The 17368-nt window shown below is 69.5% G+C and carries 12 protein-coding genes; 8 read left to right on the top strand and 4 right to left on the bottom strand.

Annotated elements, in window-relative coordinates:
* Window positions 1-273: 273 nt before the first annotated feature.
* The 3 genes from QH276_RS35050 (at window position 274) to speD (ending at window position 4302) form a co-directional block, all read left to right on the top strand.
* On the top strand, window positions 274-1212 hold the full coding sequence (locus QH276_RS35050; RefSeq protein ID WP_280399251.1) for a PAC2 family protein: 939 nt from the start codon (window positions 274-276) through the stop codon (window positions 1210-1212).
* Between the two features lie 93 nt (window positions 1213-1305).
* A complete protein-coding gene (locus QH276_RS35045) occupies window positions 1306-3780 on the top strand; it encodes a DEAD/DEAH box helicase (RefSeq protein WP_432278638.1) in 2475 nt (824 codons plus the stop codon).
* Window positions 3781-3819: 39 nt separating this feature from the next.
* A complete protein-coding gene (gene speD / locus QH276_RS35040; RefSeq protein ID WP_280399253.1) occupies window positions 3820-4302 on the top strand; it encodes an adenosylmethionine decarboxylase in 483 nt (160 codons plus the stop codon).
* A gap of 176 nt (window positions 4303-4478) precedes the next feature.
* On the opposite strand, the gene QH276_RS35035 is transcribed toward speD, so the two are convergent.
* On the bottom strand, window positions 4479-5096 hold the full coding sequence (locus tag QH276_RS35035; protein ID WP_280399254.1) for a DUF5134 domain-containing protein: 618 nt from the start codon (window positions 5094-5096) through the stop codon (window positions 4479-4481).
* Between the two features lie 222 nt (window positions 5097-5318).
* Here QH276_RS35035 and hrpA point away from each other — a divergent pair, with 222 nt between their 5' ends.
* The gene (gene hrpA, locus QH276_RS35030) at window positions 5319-9638 is read left to right on the top strand and encodes an ATP-dependent RNA helicase HrpA (RefSeq protein ID WP_280407044.1); all 4320 of its coding nucleotides are present in this window, start codon (window positions 5319-5321) and stop codon (window positions 9636-9638) included.
* Window positions 9639-9686: 48 nt separating this feature from the next.
* On the opposite strand, the gene nrdR is transcribed toward hrpA, so the two are convergent.
* Together nrdR and QH276_RS35020 are read right to left on the bottom strand one after the other, a co-directional pair.
* Window positions 9687-10154 (bottom strand): transcriptional regulator NrdR, encoded by a 468-nt coding sequence (gene nrdR / locus QH276_RS35025; RefSeq protein WP_280402783.1) that lies wholly within the window; start codon window positions 10152-10154, stop codon window positions 9687-9689.
* A gap of 202 nt (window positions 10155-10356) precedes the next feature.
* Window positions 10357-10869 (bottom strand): hypothetical protein, encoded by a 513-nt coding sequence (locus tag QH276_RS35020; protein WP_280402784.1) that lies wholly within the window; start codon window positions 10867-10869, stop codon window positions 10357-10359.
* A gap of 311 nt (window positions 10870-11180) precedes the next feature.
* On the opposite strand from QH276_RS35020, the gene lexA reads away from it, so the two are divergent.
* Window positions 11181-11876, top strand: coding sequence for a transcriptional repressor LexA (lexA, locus tag QH276_RS35015; RefSeq protein WP_280402789.1), 696 nt, complete (start codon window positions 11181-11183; stop codon window positions 11874-11876).
* Between the two features lie 695 nt (window positions 11877-12571).
* Here the strand turns inward: lexA and QH276_RS35010 are convergent.
* Window positions 12572-13558, bottom strand: a complete 987-nt coding sequence (locus tag QH276_RS35010; RefSeq protein ID WP_280402785.1) for a helix-turn-helix domain-containing protein — start codon at window positions 13556-13558, stop codon at window positions 12572-12574.
* A gap of 110 nt (window positions 13559-13668) precedes the next feature.
* On the opposite strand from QH276_RS35010, the gene QH276_RS35005 reads away from it, so the two are divergent.
* The 3 genes from QH276_RS35005 to QH276_RS34995 all read left to right on the top strand — a co-directional run bounded on the left by QH276_RS35005 (window position 13669) and on the right by QH276_RS34995 (window position 17219).
* Window positions 13669-14460 (top strand): SDR family oxidoreductase, encoded by a 792-nt coding sequence (locus QH276_RS35005; RefSeq protein ID WP_280402786.1) that lies wholly within the window; start codon window positions 13669-13671, stop codon window positions 14458-14460.
* A gap of 10 nt (window positions 14461-14470) precedes the next feature.
* Window positions 14471-15556, top strand: coding sequence for an NAD(P)H-dependent amine dehydrogenase family protein (locus tag QH276_RS35000; protein WP_280402787.1), 1086 nt, complete (start codon window positions 14471-14473; stop codon window positions 15554-15556).
* Between the two features lie 286 nt (window positions 15557-15842).
* The gene (locus QH276_RS34995) at window positions 15843-17219 is read left to right on the top strand and encodes an alanine/glycine:cation symporter family protein (RefSeq protein ID WP_280402788.1); all 1377 of its coding nucleotides are present in this window, start codon (window positions 15843-15845) and stop codon (window positions 17217-17219) included.
* Window positions 17220-17368 lie beyond the last annotated feature (149 nt).

The following is a 17368-nucleotide window of genomic DNA, read 5'->3' as shown; positions in this document are numbered from 1 at the left end:
CCGGCGCGAAAATCGGCACAATCGCGCGCGGGCTGTGCCACACTCCCTGCGTCCGCCGGCCACAGCACACCCCGATCCCGCATCGCGGCCGGTCGGGGCCGGGAATTCACCGGCGGCGCCCGCTGTTGTCATCACCGAGCGCCGAGGTGCGGCCGCGTGTGGCCGTTCATCGTCATGGGGGACAATGGAGCGTGATTCGCGGCTCGCGGCGCGGCAGCGGACACCCAGCATGACGACCGGCCCGCCGACGGATCGCGCAGGAAGGAGTACGCGATGGACTACGAGTCGCGAATGTACGAACTGGAGTTCCCCGCTCCGCAGCTGTCGTCCGACGACGGCTCGGGGCCGGTCCTGGTACACGGCCTCGAGGGTTACTCCGACGCCGGCCATGCCGTCCGGCTGGCCACCACGCATCTGCGGGAGAGCCTGGAAAGCGAGCTGGTCGCCTCGTTCGATGTCGACGAGCTGCTGGACTACCGCTCCCGCCGCCCGCTGATGACGTTCAAATCCGATCATTTCGCCGATTACGCCGAGCCCGAGCTGAACCTGTGGGCGGTACGCGATACCGCGGGCACCCCGTTCCTGCTGCTGGCCGGCATGGAACCGGATCTGCGCTGGGAGAAATTCACCACGGCCGTGCGGCTGCTGGCCGAACAGCTGGGCGTGCGGCGCAGTATCGGGCTCAGTGCCATCCCGATGGCGATCCCGCACACCCGCCCGCTGGGGGTGACCGCGCATTCCTCGAATCGCGACCTCATCCCGGACAACCAGCGCTGGCCGGGCGAACTCCAGGTACCCGCGAGCGCGTCCACGCTGCTCGAGTACCGGATGGCCCAGCACGGCCACGAATCGCTGGGGTTCTCCGTGCATGTGCCGCACTATCTGGCGCAGACCTCGTACCCCGAGGCGGCACAGACACTGCTCGAACATCTCGGCGAGAACTCCGGGCTGCAGTTCCCGCTCGCCGCACTGGGTGAGGCCGCGGCCCGGGTCCGCGAGCAGGTCAACGAGCATATTTCCGGGAACGCCGAGGTGGAGACGGTCGTACAGGCGCTGGAGCGGCAGTACGACACCTTCGTCACCGCCCAGGAACGCCAGTCCAGCCTGCTGGTCGGCGAGGGTGAACTGCCCAGCGGCGACGAGCTCGGCGCCGAATTCGAGCGCTTCCTCGCCGAACAGGCCGGCTACTCCGACGACGACGAACAGAACTGATCGCGGCGATCACCGGCACACGCCCACCGTGCCGGTGATCGGCGCCGGACAGGCCGTAGGGTGTCCGGGGTGGATCTGACCGAACTGCTCGAGATACCGGGAACCGACGCCGACGCGTTGTACGAGTCGTTCGCGATATGGGCAGCCGATCAGGGTACGCCGCTGTATCCCGCTCAGGACGAGGCGCTGCTGGAGCTGGCGTCCGGCTCCCATGTCATTCTCGCCACCCCGACCGGCTCCGGAAAATCACTGGTCGCGGTGGGCGCGCATCTGTTCGCCCTGACCGGCGGCCGCCGCACCTACTACACCGCACCGATCAAAGCACTGGTCAGCGAGAAGTTCTTCGCACTGTGCGAGATCTTCGGTGCCGAACGGGTGGGTATGGTGACCGGCGACGCGGCGGTCAACCCGACCGCGCCGATCATCTGCGCCACCGCCGAGATCCTGGCCAACCTGGCGTTGCGGGAGGGGCCGGAGGCCGATATCGGCCAGGTGGTGATGGACGAATTCCATTTCTACGCCGACCCCGACCGCGGCTGGGCCTGGCAGGTACCGCTGCTGGAACTTCCGCACGCGCAGTTCCTGCTGATGTCGGCGACGCTCGGCGAGGTCGATTTCTTCGCCGCGGACCTCGAACGGCGCACCGGCCGCAGTGCCGCGGTGGTGGCGGGTACCGAACGCCCGGTCCCGCTGAACTTCTCCTATGCGCGCACCCCGATCACCGAGACCCTCACCGAACTGGTAACCACCCATCAGGCCCCGGTCTACGTGGTGCATTTCACCCAGGCCGCCGCACTGGAACGGGCGCAGGCGCTGACCAGCGCGAATTTCGCGAGCCGGGCCGAAAAGGACGCGATCGCCGAGGCGCTCGGTGAGTTCCGGTTCTCGTCGGGTTTCGGCCGGACGCTGTCGCGGCTGATCCGGCACGGTATCGGCGTGCATCATGCGGGCATGCTGCCGAAGTACCGGCGGCTGGTGGAGAAGCTCGCACAGGACGGATTGCTGAAAGTGGTATGCGGCACCGACACACTCGGGGTGGGCATCAACGTACCGATACGCACCGTATTGCTCACCGGGCTCACCAAATTCGACGGCGTCCGCACCCGGCGGCTCAAGGCCCGGGAGTTCCATCAGATCGCGGGCCGCGCCGGGCGGGCCGGGTACGACACGATGGGCACGGTGGTGGTGCAGGCCCCCGAACACGAGATCGAGAACACCCGGCTGCTGGCGAAGGCGGGTAACGATCCGAAGAAGATGCGGAAGGTGCAGCGCCGCAAACCGCCCGAGGGTTTCGTCTCGTGGAGCGAGGAAACGTTCGAACGCCTGGTGACCGCCGCACCCGAGCCCATGGTGTCGCGTTTCGCGGTGACCAACTCGATGCTGCTGAACGTGATCGCCCGCCCGGGCAACTGTTTCGAGGCGATGCGCCATCTGCTGGAGGACAACCACGAACCGCGGCCCGCGCAGCGCCGCCACATCCTGCGGGCCGTCCGGCTGTATCGCGCACTGCGCGACGCCGGTGTCGTACAACAGCTGCCCGAACCCGACGACACGGGCCGCTACGCCCGCCTGACCGTCGATCTGCAGCGCGATTTCGCGTTGGACCAGCCGTTGTCGCCGTTCGCGCTGGCCGCCTTCGAACTGCTCGACAGGGACTCCCCGAATTACGCGCTGGATATGGTGTCGCTGGTCGAGGCGACACTCGAGGATCCGCGCCAGCTGCTGATGGCCCAGCAGCACAAGGCCCGCGGCGAGGCGGTGGCCGAGATGAAGGCCGAGGGCATCGAATACGACGAGCGGATGGAACTGCTCGAGGAGATCACCTGGCCGAAACCTCTCGCCGACCTGATCGAGGCTGCCTACGACACCTACCGGGCCGGGCACCCCTGGCTCTCGGAATTCGCGCCCGCCCCCAAATCGGTGGTGCGCGATATGGTCGAGCGGGCGATGACCTTCACCGAGCTGATCTCCTACTACGAGCTCGCGCGTTCGGAGGGCGTGGTGCTGCGCTACCTCGCCGACGCCTACCGGGCGCTGCGCCGCACGGTCCCGGAGGCGGCCCGGACCGAGGAACTCGACGACCTCACCGAATGGCTGGGCGAGTTGGTCCGCCAGGTCGATTCCAGTCTGCTCGACGAATGGGAACAGCTCACCGGCGCGGGTGCCGAAACCGACGCCGAGCAGCTTGCGTTCGGCGCCGAAACGGTGCGGCCCATCACCGCCAACGAACGCGCTTTCAAGGTGATGGTGCGCAATGCCATGTTCCGCCGGGTCGAGCTCGCCGCCCGCCGCCGCTGGGCCGAACTGGCCGAACTGTCCCCGGGCCCGGATTGGGAGACCGATCTACAGCCCTATTTCGCCGAGTACGGCACGCTCGGCACCGGACCCGACGCCCGCGGCCCGCAACTGTTCCGGATCGAACAGCGGCCCGGTTTCTGGCAGGTGCGCCAGACCCTCGACGATCCGTCCGGAGATCACGGCTGGGCGATAATCGCGACGGTGGATCTGGCCGAATCCGACGCCGCCGGCGAGGTGGTGTTCGACGAGGTCACGGTGGTTTCCGGTTGACCGCCGGCGCCGAATGCGTATGAGTGAGGTCGAGGGGTCGTGACGGCGGAGTTCACCGGCCGGCATGTGCTGGCCGAATTCGGCGGGGTCGACAGCGCGCTGTGCGACGACCGGGACCGGCTCGAGGCCGCACTGCGCGGGGCGTTGACCGCGGCGGGCGTCACGATCTGCGAGATGGTGGGAAAGCAGTTCGCGCCGCGCGGTGTCACGGTGCTGGCCCTGCTGGCCGAATCGCATGCCTCTCTGCACACCTATCCCGAGTCCGGCGATATCTTCGTCGACGTCTTCACCTGCGGGAGCGCCGCGGACAGCGCCGGCAAGGTCGCCGAGTACCTGCGCGCCGCGCTGGCACCGCGCCACGTCCGGATCTCGACCGTGCTCCGCGGCCGCGCCGCGGGCCCGGCCGCACCCGCAGCCCACCCGCACGCACAGCAGGACCCGCAGCGCGCCCCCGCCGCCGACGCACCTCGAGACGAAAGGCCGGTGCGCCGAACCGGGCGTGCCCGGCCGACGCCGCACTGATCCGCTCGGCCGACGCAGCACTGATGGTTCCGGCCCACGCAACACTCGAGGTCCCGGCCGGCACAGCACTGATCGTTGCGGTCGACACCTCACCGAAACGTCCCGGCCGACACAGCTCGGCGAGACCGACCGAGTTGCTCGGTGCCGGCCGGGTAGCTCGGTGCCGGCCGGGTAGCTCAGCCGAGCGCACCCGGGAGCAGCATGTACGCCATGCCCAGGTCCATGATCACGTGCGGCAGTGCCCCGGCCGGCCATGCGCTGCCGGATGCCGCCGGATGCACCGCCCACCACAGACGACCACCGTGCCGCGCGGTGACCGTCACCGCGACCGCATCCGCCAGGAACATCAGCGCAAGGATCACCGGTACGGCCCCCGGCGCGGCACCGTGCTCCGCGGTGGAATGCCCCGACATGGTCACCAGCATCACTACAGCCGCCACCAGGTGATACCCGAGCGGGCCGGTGTTCCCCGGCCGGGCCCGATCCCGCCCCGCGATCCGGCCGGCCAGCAGCAGGCCGAAGACCAGTGTCATCGCCAGCAGCACACCGTGCAGGGCGTGCGCGTGCGGCACGGTGGGGAACAACACCATGACCAGCATCACGGCACACATCAGCAGATGCGCCGCATCGGCCTCGTGATCGCCGGCCGGCCCGGCGCAACCGGTGCTGGGGTACCGCTCCCCCGCGAGCACCGGACGGTGCGCCACCCGGGTCAGCACCAGCGCACCCGCGACCAGGAACAACAGCGCCACACAGACCCGGACCGCGGCATGACCGAAAACGAAATCACCCATGCCGCAGAACCTTTCACGAAAGAAGCACCCCGGATATGGTCCCATGCGGCCGCCGGCCCGGGGAACGGTTCCGCGCACCGCGGCTCCGGCCCGCGGCCCGCGGTGCGCGCGACAGCATGCGCAGCGACGGGATCGCGCGGACCGGGCCGGCCGGCGCCCCGTGGTATCCGGCCGTGACCGCCGCCGGCCCCGACCGGAAGTTTCGTTACCCTGGTCAACGCAATGACCAGGACCGCCGTCACGCACCGGGAGCTTCGTACCCGGTTGGCCTCACTCACCCTCCGCGACGAACACCGGCTGCGTAAACAGCTCGACCGGGGTCGCGGTGGCGATCTCACCCGGATCGAAGCGGAGATCGCCGCCGCCGAACAGCGCGTCGCGGCCCGGCACGCGGCGCTGCCCGCCATCACCTACCCGGAACAGCTTCCGGTGACGGCGCGGCGCGACGATATCGCCGCTGCCATCGCCGCGAACCAGGTCGTGGTCGTCGCCGGGGAGACCGGGTCCGGCAAGACCACGCAGATCCCGAAGATCTGCCTGGAGCTGGGCCGGGGTATCCGCGGCGCGATCGGGCACACCCAGCCGCGCCGGCTCGCGGCCCGCACGGTCGCGGAGCGGATCGCCACCGAACTCGATACCGAACTGGGCGACGCGGTCGGCTATACGGTGCGCTTCACCGATCAGGCCGCCGAGCACACGCTGATCAAACTGATGACCGACGGCATCCTGCTGGCGGAGATCCAGCGCGACCGGCTGTTGCGGGCCTACGACACGATCATCATCGACGAGGCGCACGAACGCAGTCTCAATATCGATTTCCTGCTGGGATATCTGAAACAGCTGCTGCCGCGGCGGCCGGACCTCAAGATCATCATCACCTCGGCGACCATCGACCCCGACCTGTTCGCCCGGCATTTCGCCGACGCGGCCGGGAACCCGGCGCCGATCGTCGAGGTCTCCGGGCGCTCGTATCCGGTCGAGATCCGCTACCGCCCGCTGGCCCTGCCCGCCGTGGCGGACACCGAGGACGACGACGAGGATCGCGCGGTGGACCGGGACCCGGTGGACGCCATCTGCGAGGCCGTGGTGGAACTGTTCGCCGAGGGCGACGGCGATGTGCTGGTGTTCCTGTCCGGCGAACGGGAGATCCGCGATACCGCCGACGCGCTGGCCGATCTGAAACTCCCCCGCACCGAGATCCTGCCGCTGTACGCGCGGTTGTCGGCGGCCGAACAACATCGCGTCTTCGCCCCGCACAGCGGGCGGCGGGTGGTGCTGGCCACCAACGTCGCCGAGACCTCGCTGACGGTGCCGGGGATCCGCTATGTCGTCGATCCCGGTACGGCGCGGATCTCGCGGTACTCGCTGCGGACGAAGGTGCAGCGGCTGCCGATCGAGCCGATTTCGCAGGCCTCCGCCCGGCAGCGCTCCGGCCGCTGCGGCCGGGTGGCCGACGGGATCTGTATCCGCCTGTACTCCGAGGACGATTTCGACGCGCGGCCGGCCTTCACCGATCCGGAGATCCTGCGTACCAATCTCGCGGCGGTCATCCTGCAGATGACTTCCCTCGGGCTCGGCGCGATCGAGCGGTTCCCCTTCGTCGAAGCCCCCGACAACAGGGCGGTTCGCGACGGTGTCGCCCTGCTGGAGGAGCTGGGCGCACTGGTCCGGCGGACGCCGGGGCCGCGGGCAGATACCCAAGCCGGGACCCACGCTTCGCATCCGGTGCCGGACGGCGAATCCACGGGAACCGCTACGGAGAAGCCCGACCGCAACGCCGGCGACGACGCCCCGGATATGCCCGCCGGAACCACCGCGCCCCAGGCCCCGCCGGTCGATTCCGGACTTCCCGGCAGCTCGGTGCGGCCCGCCGCGGGCTCCGGTAGCCCGGAAGCAGGCCATACGCTCACCCCGGTCGGGCGGGAAATGGCCCGGTTACCGGTGGATCCGCGCATGGGCCGGATGCTCGTGGAGGCGCACCGCACGGGCTGCCTGGCCGATGTGCTGGTGATCGTGGCGGCGTTGTCGATCCAGGATGTGCGCGAACGACCGGCCGATCAACAGCAGGCCGCAGATACCGCGCATGCCCGGTTCAGCGTGCCGAATTCCGACTTCCTGGCCTATCTGCGGCTGTGGGAGTACCTCACGGGTCAGCGGCGGGCCTTGTCGGCCAACCGGTTCCGCCGGATGTGCCGGGAGGAGTTCCTGCACTATCTGCGGATCCGGGAGTGGCAGGACCTCTACGGTCAGCTGCGCACCATCACCAAGGGCATGGGCTGGTCGTTGCACGATCGCAGCACGGACGCGGGTCCGCACCGGCCGGGCCGGGAGGAAAACGCCGACGGCCCCGCCCGTTCCCGGCGGCGCCGCGGCGACCGTCCGAAAAAGCCTGCGGGGGACTCCGCCGGCGCGGGACGGGGTACCGAGACCACCGCGGTCCGGGCGCACGGGCCGCGCCCGCTCGACGAGATGACGCCGGATACCGACCCGTGGGATACGACCGCGATCCACCAGGCATTGCTGTCCGGCATGCTGTCGCATATCGGTGTGCGCGAGGCGGAATCCCGGGAATTCCTGGGCGCGCGCAATGCCAAGTTCATGATCTTCCCCGGCTCGGCGCTGGCGAAGAAACCACCGCGCTGGGTGATGGCGGCGGAGCTGGTGGAGACCTCCCGGCTGTGGGGCCGGATGGCGGCCCGGATCGAACCCGAATGGGCCGAACGGCTCGCCGGGGAACTGGTGAAACGCACCTATTCCGAACCGCATTGGTCGTCGAAACGCGGTACCGCCCGGGCCTACGAACGGGTGACGCTCTACGGCGTCCCGCTGGTCACCGGACGCCTGGTCGACTACGGCCGGATCGATCCGGAAATCACCCGGGAGCTGTTCCTGCGCCATGCTCTCGTGCAGGGCGAATGGCAGACGCGGCACGAGTTCTTCCACCGCAACCGCGCCCTGCTCGAGGATATCGCCGATCTGGAGCACCGGGCCCGCCGACGCGACATCCTGGTCGACGACGAGGTGCTGTTCGATTTCTACGATCGGCGCATCCCGGCCGATATCGTCTCGGTCCGGCATTTCGACACCTGGTGGAAAACGGCCCGCCGCGAGAATCCGCACCAGCTCGATTTCACCACCGACGCCGTGGTCAACGAGGGCGCCGACCGGCTGGACCCGGCCGCGTTCCCCGACACCTGGCGCCAGGGCGAACTGTCCTTCCCGCTCACCTACCAGTTCGAGCCGGGACAGGCCGACGACGGTGTCACGGTGCGGATTCCGGTGGCCCAGCTGGCCCATGTCCGGGCGGTCGGCTTCGATTGGCTGGTGCCCGGTATGCGTGCGGAACTCGCCGCAGGGCTGATCAAAACCCTGCCCAAACACCTGCGGCGCGCCGTGGTACCGGCCCCGGATTTCGCCGCTGCCGCGCTCGCCGCACTCACCGCCCGCGCCGAGCCGTTGCGCACCGGACTGGCCCGCGAACTCACCCGGCTGGCCGGAACCCCCATCGCCCCGGCGGATCTGAACCCAGCGGCGTTACCCGACCACCTCCGGATGACCTTCGCCGCCGTCGATACCGACGGCCGCGTCCTGGCTACCAGCAAGAGCCTGGTGGAACTCAGAAACCGGCTGTCCGACCAGGTTTCGGCGTCGGTGGCCGCGGCCACGGCGGGCGCCGAACGGGCGCCGGCCACCGTCTGGACCTCGGAATCGCTGGGTGCGCTACCGGCCACGGTACGCCGGGAGGTCGGCGGGCAGCCGATCACCGGCTATCCCGCCTTGGTTCCGGAAGCCGAGGGCGTGGCGGTCCGGGTCCTGAAAACACCCGCCGAACAGGCCCGGGCCATGCGCGCCGGGACCCGCGCACTGGTGCTGGCCGCGATCCCGACCTCGGTGCGCGCGGTCACCGCCGGATTGTCACCGGCCGATCGGCTGGTACTGAGCCAGAATCCGTACGGTTCGGTGGATGCACTCGTCGAAGACTGCCGCGCCGCGGCCGCCGACCAGCTGATCACCGCGGCCGGCGGGCCGGTACGCGACCCGGACCGATTCGATCGGCTGGTAGCGGCGATCCGGCCGAAGTTCAACGACGTGGTGACCCGCCTGGTCCGCCTCTTGGTCCCGGTGCTGGCTGCGGCCCATGAAGTTTCGGCCGCGCTGCCAGCGGTGCGGGAAGCCGATATCGCCGCCGACGTCCGCGAGCAGCTGGCCGAACTCGTCTTCGCCGGTTTCGTCTCGGAATGGGGCCCGGGGCGGTTGCGGGAACTCCCCCGCTACCTGCGCGGCGCCGCCGAACGACTGGCGGCGCTACCCGGTTCGGCCGACCGTGACCGCGGCGCCATGACCGAGGTCGATACGGCCACCTCCGTCTACAACCAACTGCTCGCGGGACTGCCGGAGTCGCGGCGGTCCGCGCCGGAGGTCATCGAGCTCTGGTGGATGATCCAGGAACTACGGGTCAGCCTGTTCGCGCAGCGGCTCGGCACGCCGTATCCGGTCTCGGTCAAGCGGATTCAGAAGGCGGCCGCCGCCGTTCGGCGCTGAAGACAGCCGACGTCGTACGACTCCCGGGGACCGGCCGGCGGCGCCGGATCATTCGCCGCCGACTACCGCGGCACGCGCGCGGCGGATCTCCCGGATCTCGCGTTCGAAATCCTCGGCCGAGGTGAACGAGCGATACACCGAGGCGAAACGCAGATACGCCACCTCGTCCAGTTCGCGTAGCGGCCCGAGAATCGCCAGGCCGACCTCATGGCTCGGCACCTCGGGCGACCCCTTGGCCCGCACCGCGTCCTCTACCTGCTGGGCCAGCAGGTTCAGCGCGTCGTCGTCGACCTCGCGGCCCTGGCAGGCCCGCCGCACCCCGCGGATGACCTTCTCCCGGCTGAACGGCTCGGTGACCCCACTGCGTTTGACGACCGACAGGATCGCCGTTTCCACGGTGGTGAAGCGACGGCCGCATTCCGGGCATGCGCGTCTGCGGCGAATGGCGGCGCCCTCGTCGGCCAGTCGCGAGTCGACGACCCGGGAGTCGGGGTGTCGGCAGTACGGGCAATGCATCCGGGGTCCTTCGTCGCTGCGAACGCTCGCGGCCGAACCGGCGGCGGTCGCGGGTCCGGCGAGCGCTGGCACCGGGTGGCTGCCCGGTACCGGGTGGGCCGGCGGCAGGCACCGGCTCATCTGCATAACACATCGAGGATACCGGCACGGGGTGTGCCGTGGTTTCGCTCACCCCGGGACCGGGCCCGGACCCGGCCATCGGCTACCGGATCCCCGCGCCCGGACCGGCGCCCGGCGGGACCGCCACGGCCGGTATCCCGGTCGGCACCGGGGCGGGCTGGGGGTCGGGGGCGCGCAGGTGCGCAAGGGCGAGGAATCCGGTCACGACGGCGGCCGTGATCACTGCCGTCAGAGCTGTCGCCGCGAAACCCGCGCGGGCGCGCTCGACGAGTTCGGCCGGTGCGGGCGCGACCGCCGGGCCCCGGCGCGCCGGGGTATGGGCGGGCGCGATGCGGACAGCGGCGCGACGCCGGCCGGGTGCACCGACCGGCGCGCCGGAAGGCGCGGGGAGGGGCGGCCGGGCGCCGCGCGCCGCCACCGCCGGCCGTGCGATCCCGGCGCAGGACCGGACGGCCCGGCCGGTGACCGGCACCGGTGACCCGTCATCACCCGGTTGCCCGGTTCCGGTCTCCCCCGGCGGGATCGGAACGAGGGTCGTAGGGGTGGTGGCGTCTTCCCACGCACCGGAGCCGGTCACGCTGATCGCAGTGTTCATCGGATGGACCTCCGTGGCTTCGCGGATGCTCGGCGGAATTCGATCAAATGTTCGACGAACTGATGTTCGAATTTCTACCATGCGAAGGAGCCGTTGTCAGTAGCAACGCCGGACATACCTCGAACAGATGTTTGATAGATCGCAACGCTCGGACTAGATTCACTGCCACGGTAAGAACTTCGGGCACCTCCGGTGCGGATCACGCTCGGGCGTGGGCCACCGGACGCGAAGACCGACGAGAAAGGGCGGTTGTGGTGAGCCAATCAGACGACACGGGTGACGGAGCCGATCTCGGCGCCGGCCCCGAACCGGTGGCGACCGGGGCGGATCTCACCGTGCGTCAGCGCAAGGTGCTCGACGTGATCCGGTCCTCGGTGAGCATGCGCGGCTATCCGCCCAGCATCCGCGAGATCGGCGATGCGGTGGGGCTGAATTCGACCTCGTCGGTCGCCCACCAGTTGCGCACGCTGGAGCGCAAGGGTTATCTGCGCCGCGACCCCAACCGCCCGCGCGCCGTGGACGTTCGCGGAATGGACGAAGCCGTCCGTTCGGTGACGACGCTGACCCCCGCCGATGGCGCGGTGGCCGCCGACACCGTCGCCCGCACCGAGGACGGCGGCACCGACCAGCCGGTCCCCACCTACGTACCGGTTCTGGGCCGGATCGCCGCCGGTGGCCCGATCCTGGCCGAACAGGCCGTGGAGGATGTGTTCCCGCTCCCGCGCGAGCTGGTCGGCGACGGATCACTGTTCCTGCTGAAGGTCGTCGGCGAATCCATGGTCGACGCCGCTATCTGCGACGGTGACTGGGTGGTGGTCCGGCAGCAGAACGTGGCCGACAACGGCGATATCGTCGCGGCCATGCTCGACGGCGAAGCCACCGTCAAAACGTTCAAGCGCAGCGGTAAGGATGTCTGGCTGATGCCGCACAATCCGCTGTTCGAGCCGATCCCGGGTAACGACGCACGGATCCTCGGCAAGGTCGTGACGGTGATCCGCAAGATCTGAGTGGGCCGGCGCGGTGCGCGGGTACGCACCGCGTCACCGGCCCGATGCCGCAGCGAGGTGGTGAGAACCAGTGAGCGGACGGACCGTCGCCGTGGCGAGACCGCGAACCGATGCCGATCCGCCGGCCACGCCGGACCTGGTGTGGTACGCGGCCTACGGGTCGAATGCGCATCCGGATCGTCTGGGCTGCTATCTGTCCGGTGATATTCCCGACGGTGCTGTCGCCGCACCGATCACCGCGGGCGAATCCGCCGTCGGCCGGTCGCCGCTACGCGGCTGCCGGGACCGGACACCGCCCGCGCGGTCGATCGGCATGATCCTGCCGGGGTTGCTCTATTTCGCGACACGATCGGCGATCTGGTCCGGTGGGCGCGCCTTCTACGATCCGGCGACGCCCGCCGACACCCCGGTGCACGCCTATCTACTGACCAGGGCGCAGTTCAGCGATATCGCTGCGCAGGAGATGTACCGCCCGGCGGGCATCGACCTCGATCTCACCGAGGTCCTGCGCACCGGCCGCGCCCGCCTCGGCCCCGGCCGCTACGAAACCCTGGTGTGTCCCGGCTCCTTTCAGGGCATACCGATCGTCACCTGCACCGCGGGCCGGCGCTGGCGCGACCTGCCCGGTAACCCGCCCGCACCGGTGTATCTCCGCCGGATCGGCATCGGACTACGCACGGCGCACGGCTGGTCGCTCACCGAGACGGCCGGCTACCTCGCGAGCCGTCCGGGCGCGGCCGGGCATTGGACGCCGGAAGCTGTTGCCGAACTTCTTTCGGGCGAACATCCGACCCGGTCCGCTCCGTCCCTCGCGGGCCACCCCATTCGAACGCCGCCGAAATCGCCCGGGCTCCCGCCCGGATGAGCCGGGCATAGCGCGCCCGGTCGGCCGGGCCGACCTCCGCGCGCAGCGGACCCAGCTGCACCTCGTACGGCGTTTCCGCGCCCCGGGACACCGGCGCGGAGATATAGCTCACCGGAAGCGCGTGCGGCGCTTCGAGATCCGCCGCGGTGTAGGCACGCGCGGTCAGCCGGGCGAGCTGACGCAGGAGTTTCGCGCGCAGGCCCGGCTGCAGTAGTTCGGCACCGAGCGCGCCGAGCAGTTCGGTGAGCACGTCGACCAGTCCGGCGTCGTCGTCCTCCGGCCGGAACATGGCGAATCCGTACGTGGTGACGAAATCGAGCAGCGCACGCGCCGCGGCCGCGTCGGTGGCCGAGCCGAGCCAGCGGTCCCGTTCGGCGGACGGCCGCCACGGCATCACCGCGGCGCCGGCCGGGTACGCCAGCGGAATCGACTGGCCCACCGACAATCCGGGCACGACCGGCGCGTTCGCGTACTGTTTGGCGACCAGAGTGAGCCGGCCTCCGGTGATCCGGCTCAGCGTCGCTCCGCATCCGGCCGCCTCCGCCAAGGCCGCCAGTTCCGCGCCGACGGCCGCGTCGATACCCGGCGTCTCCGCGGTGGTGAGCCGTGCCAGGGCCGGTCCCAGCCGGTACGCGCGGCTTGCATCACGCACGACCCATTGCGCCACGGACAGTTCGGCGAGTACGGCGGTCACGGTGGCGCGGGCCAGCGACAGCGCGTCGGCGATCTCGGACACCGTGCGCGCCCGGGGCGATTCCCGCAGTAGTTCGACCACCGCCACCACTCGCCGGGTGGGCGGGGAACCCGCTACCGCCATCTGTCACCGCTCCCTTGTCGCCCGCTCTGCCGAGCCCTACACTGCATCGACTATTCGATGGAAGTTCGTCGAATATTCGTCATCAGACTAGTCGATCTCAGGAGAGGCCCATGATTCTGGACAGGTTCCGGCTCGACGACCGGGTAGCCGTGGTGACCGGCGCGGGCCGCGGTCTGGGCGCCGCGATCGCCCTGGGCTTCGCCGAGGCCGGCGCGGACGTCGTGATCGCCGCACGCACCGAAGCCGATCTCGAATCGGTAGCCGGCCAGGTCCGCGAACTGGGCCGGCGTGCCCATGTCGTGGTGGCCGACCTCGCCGACCCCACCGCCTGCGCCGCGCTGGCGGAAACCGCCGTCACGGAGTTCGGCCGCCTCGATATCGTGGTCAACAATGTCGGCGGCGCGCTGCCGAAACCTTTGCTCGACACCTCGCCGGACACTCTGACACAGGCGTTCGATTTCAATGTCGCCAACGCGCATGCCCTGATCCGGGCCGCCGTCCCCCGCATGCTGGACACCGCCGACGGCGGTTCGATCATCAATATCACCTCGACGATGGGCCGGCTGCCGGGCCGGGCGTTCGCCGCCTACGGCACCGCCAAGGCCGCGCTCGCGCACTACACCCGGCTCGCCGCGATGGACCTGTGCCCACGGATCCGGGTCAATGCCATCGCCCCCGGTTCCATCGCGACCTCCGCCCTGGAGATCGTCGCCGCGGACGACAACCTGCGCGGAGCCCTGGAGCAGGCGACCCCGCTGCGCCGGATCGGCGACCCGGCCGATATCGCGGCCACCGCCGTGTTCCTGGCCTCCCCGGCCGGCGGATACCTGACCGGCAAGGTCATCGAAACCGACGGCGGGCTGATCGCGCCGAATCTCGATATCCCGATCCCGGACCTGTGAGGAGAACACCGTGACCTATCGCGTAGTGCATTGGGGCACCGGCAATGTCGGTAAGCACGCCCTGGCCGGAATCATCGACGACCCGCGGTTCGAGCTGATCGGCGTCCACGTCTCCAGCAGCGAGAAGGAGGGCCGGGACGCCGGTGAACTGGCCGGCCTCGATATCCGCACCGGCGTCGCTGCGACCACCGATGCCGCGGCGCTGCTCGCCGCGAAACCCGACGCCGTGGTCTATACGGCGATGACCGACAACCGCCTCGTGGAGGCGCTGGCCGAGCTCCGGGACATCCTGGCCGCGGGCGTGAACGTGGCGGCCAGCGCACCGGTGTTCCTGCAGTATCCCTGGCAGGTCCTGCCGGAGGATCTGCTGCGCCCGATCGAGGAGGCCGCGGCCACGGGCGGTGCCTCGATTTTCGTCAACGGTATCGATCCCGGATTCGCCAACGATCTGCTGCCGCTGGCTCTCGCGGGCACCTGCCGCCGGGTCGACCGGATCCGCTGTATGGAAATCGTCGACTACGCCACCTATGACAACGCGGCGGTGATGTTCGACATCATGGGCTTCGGCAAACCGCTGGACGAAACTCCGATGCTGCTGCAACCAGGCGTGCTGTCGCTGGCCTGGGGCAGTGTGGTGCGACAGCTGGCGGCGGGGCTCGGAGTGGAACTGGATGCCGTCACCGAAACCCATGAGCGGATTCCCGCGCCGGAGGATTTCGAGATCGCCGCGGGCCCGATCACCGCCGGTACCACCGCCGGGGTGCGTTTCGAGGTGCGCGGCATGGTGGGCGGCGAGGTCGTCACGGTGCTCGAGCATGTCACCCGGTTGCGTGCCGATCTGGCCCCCGAGTGGCCGCAACCGGCGCAGGAGGGCGGCTCCTACCGGGTCGAGATCACCGGCGAACCGAACTACCACATGGATATCCGTCTCTCGAGCGATCACGGCGACCACAATCACGCCGGTCTGGTGGCGACCGCGATGCGCGTGGTCAACGCCGTCCCCGCGGTGGTGGAAGCCGCCCCCGGTATCCGCACCACCCTCGACCTACCCCTGGTCACCGGCCCGGGGCGGGCAGCAGGAACCGGCAGTTCCTGAACCGGCACCCTGCACCACGGCACGGAAACCCCGACGCCGAGTTCTCCGGCAATCCCCCTGGACAGGAGGGAGCTCGCATATCCCCGGGACCCCGGCCACCGGCGACCCGGCATTTCGGGACATTCACGAATGCATGTTCGATACGTATCGTCGTGCACTCATCGCGCCACGGCCGGACCGGGATGGTTGAATGCCAACCGAAATGTTCAGCGGCGATGCGCCGGTGACCCGGTGACCGTGGCGCGACGCCGGCCACGGTCCGTACTACGAGGCGGTTTTCTCTCATATGGACGGGTTCGACGAGTTCCTCGGCAATGCCAGTGACTTCATCTGGGGTCCCTGGCTGCTGATCCCGCTGCTCCTCCTGACGGGGCTGTACCTGACCGTGTTGCTGCGCGGTATTCAGCTGCGCCGGTTCGCGCTCGCGTTCCGGCTCGGTTTCCTCGATCGCAGCGACGCGGACGCCGAAGGCGATATCTCGCACTACCAGGCGTTGTCCACCGCGCTGGCGGCCACCGTGGGCGTGGGCAATATCGCCGGCGTCGCCACGGCCATCTCGCTCGGCGGGCCGGGCGCGGTGTTCTGGATGTGGGTGACCGGCCTGGTCGGCATGGCCACCAAGTACAGCGAGGCGTTCCTGGGTGTGCGTTTCCGCCGTACCGACGCGGCCGGTAAACAGGCCGGTGGTCCGATGCACTACCTCCGGCAGGGCATCAAGGGCCCGGTCGGTATCTTCCTCGGCGGTTTCTTCGCCGTGGCCGGGGTGGTCGCCTCGTTCGGTATCGGCAATATGACGCAGGCCAATACGGTCGCGGCGAATATCGAATCGGAATGGAATGTGCAGACCTGGATCACCGGGTTGATCATCACCGTCCTCGCCGCCGCGGTGATCCTGGGCGGGATCAAGGGGATCGGCCGGGTGGCCAGCGTCTTCGTCCCGGTCATGATCGTGCTCTACATCCTGGGCGCGCTCGCCGTGCTGATCTTCCGGATCGAGGATCTGCCCGCGGCCATCGGGGAGATCGTCTCCGACGCCTTCACCGGTACCGCGGCGACCGGCGGTTTCGTCGGCGCAGGTGTCGCCGCGGCCATCCAGTACGGCGTGGCCCGGGGCATCTTCTCCAACGAGTCGGGGCTCGGTACCGGTGGTATCGCCGCGGCCGCGGCGTCGACCACGCATCCGGTGCGGCAGGCGCTGGTGTCGATGACCCAGACCTTCATCGACACGCTGGTCGTCGTATCCTTCACCGGCCTGGTGATCGTGGTGACCGGAGTCTGGAAGAGCGATGCCTCACCGGCTACCTACACCGCCGCGGCATTCGCCGACGCACTGCCGGGCACCTGGGGCAGTGTGATCGTGACGATCAGCATCGTCTTCTTCGCCTTCTCCACCATTCTCGGCTGGTCCTACTACGGCGACCGCTGCATCGAGTTCCTGTTCGGGAACGCCCTGGTGCTGCCGTACCGGATCGTGTTCATTCTGGTGGTTTTCGTAGGCGCCACCCGCGAACTGGACACGGTCTGGGTGTTCTCCGATGTGGCCAACGGCCTGATGGCACTGCCGAACCTCATCGGCCTGCTGATCCTTTCGCCGCTGGTCTACCGGGAGACGAAGGCCTATTTCGACAACAAGGCGAAAGAGGAATTCATCGTCAGCACCTGACCGGTAGGGTCCGCACACCGCGGGGGGGCGGTGGGGGGCGGAAGTGGCCCCCCCGGCGGGCCGGTGGGGGGTAGTGGTTTGGGGGGCACCCCCCCCGCTCCGTAGCGGCCGACGCCGCCCGCAGCCGGGGGGGGGGGGCGGTAAGACGG

It is taken from the genome of Nocardia carnea, from assembly GCF_029869215.1.
Taxonomy (GTDB): Bacteria; Actinomycetota; Actinomycetes; order Mycobacteriales; family Mycobacteriaceae; genus Nocardia; species Nocardia carnea_B.
Note: the sequence above shows the minus strand (reverse complement) of the source record. Positions and strands in the feature narration are given on the sequence as shown.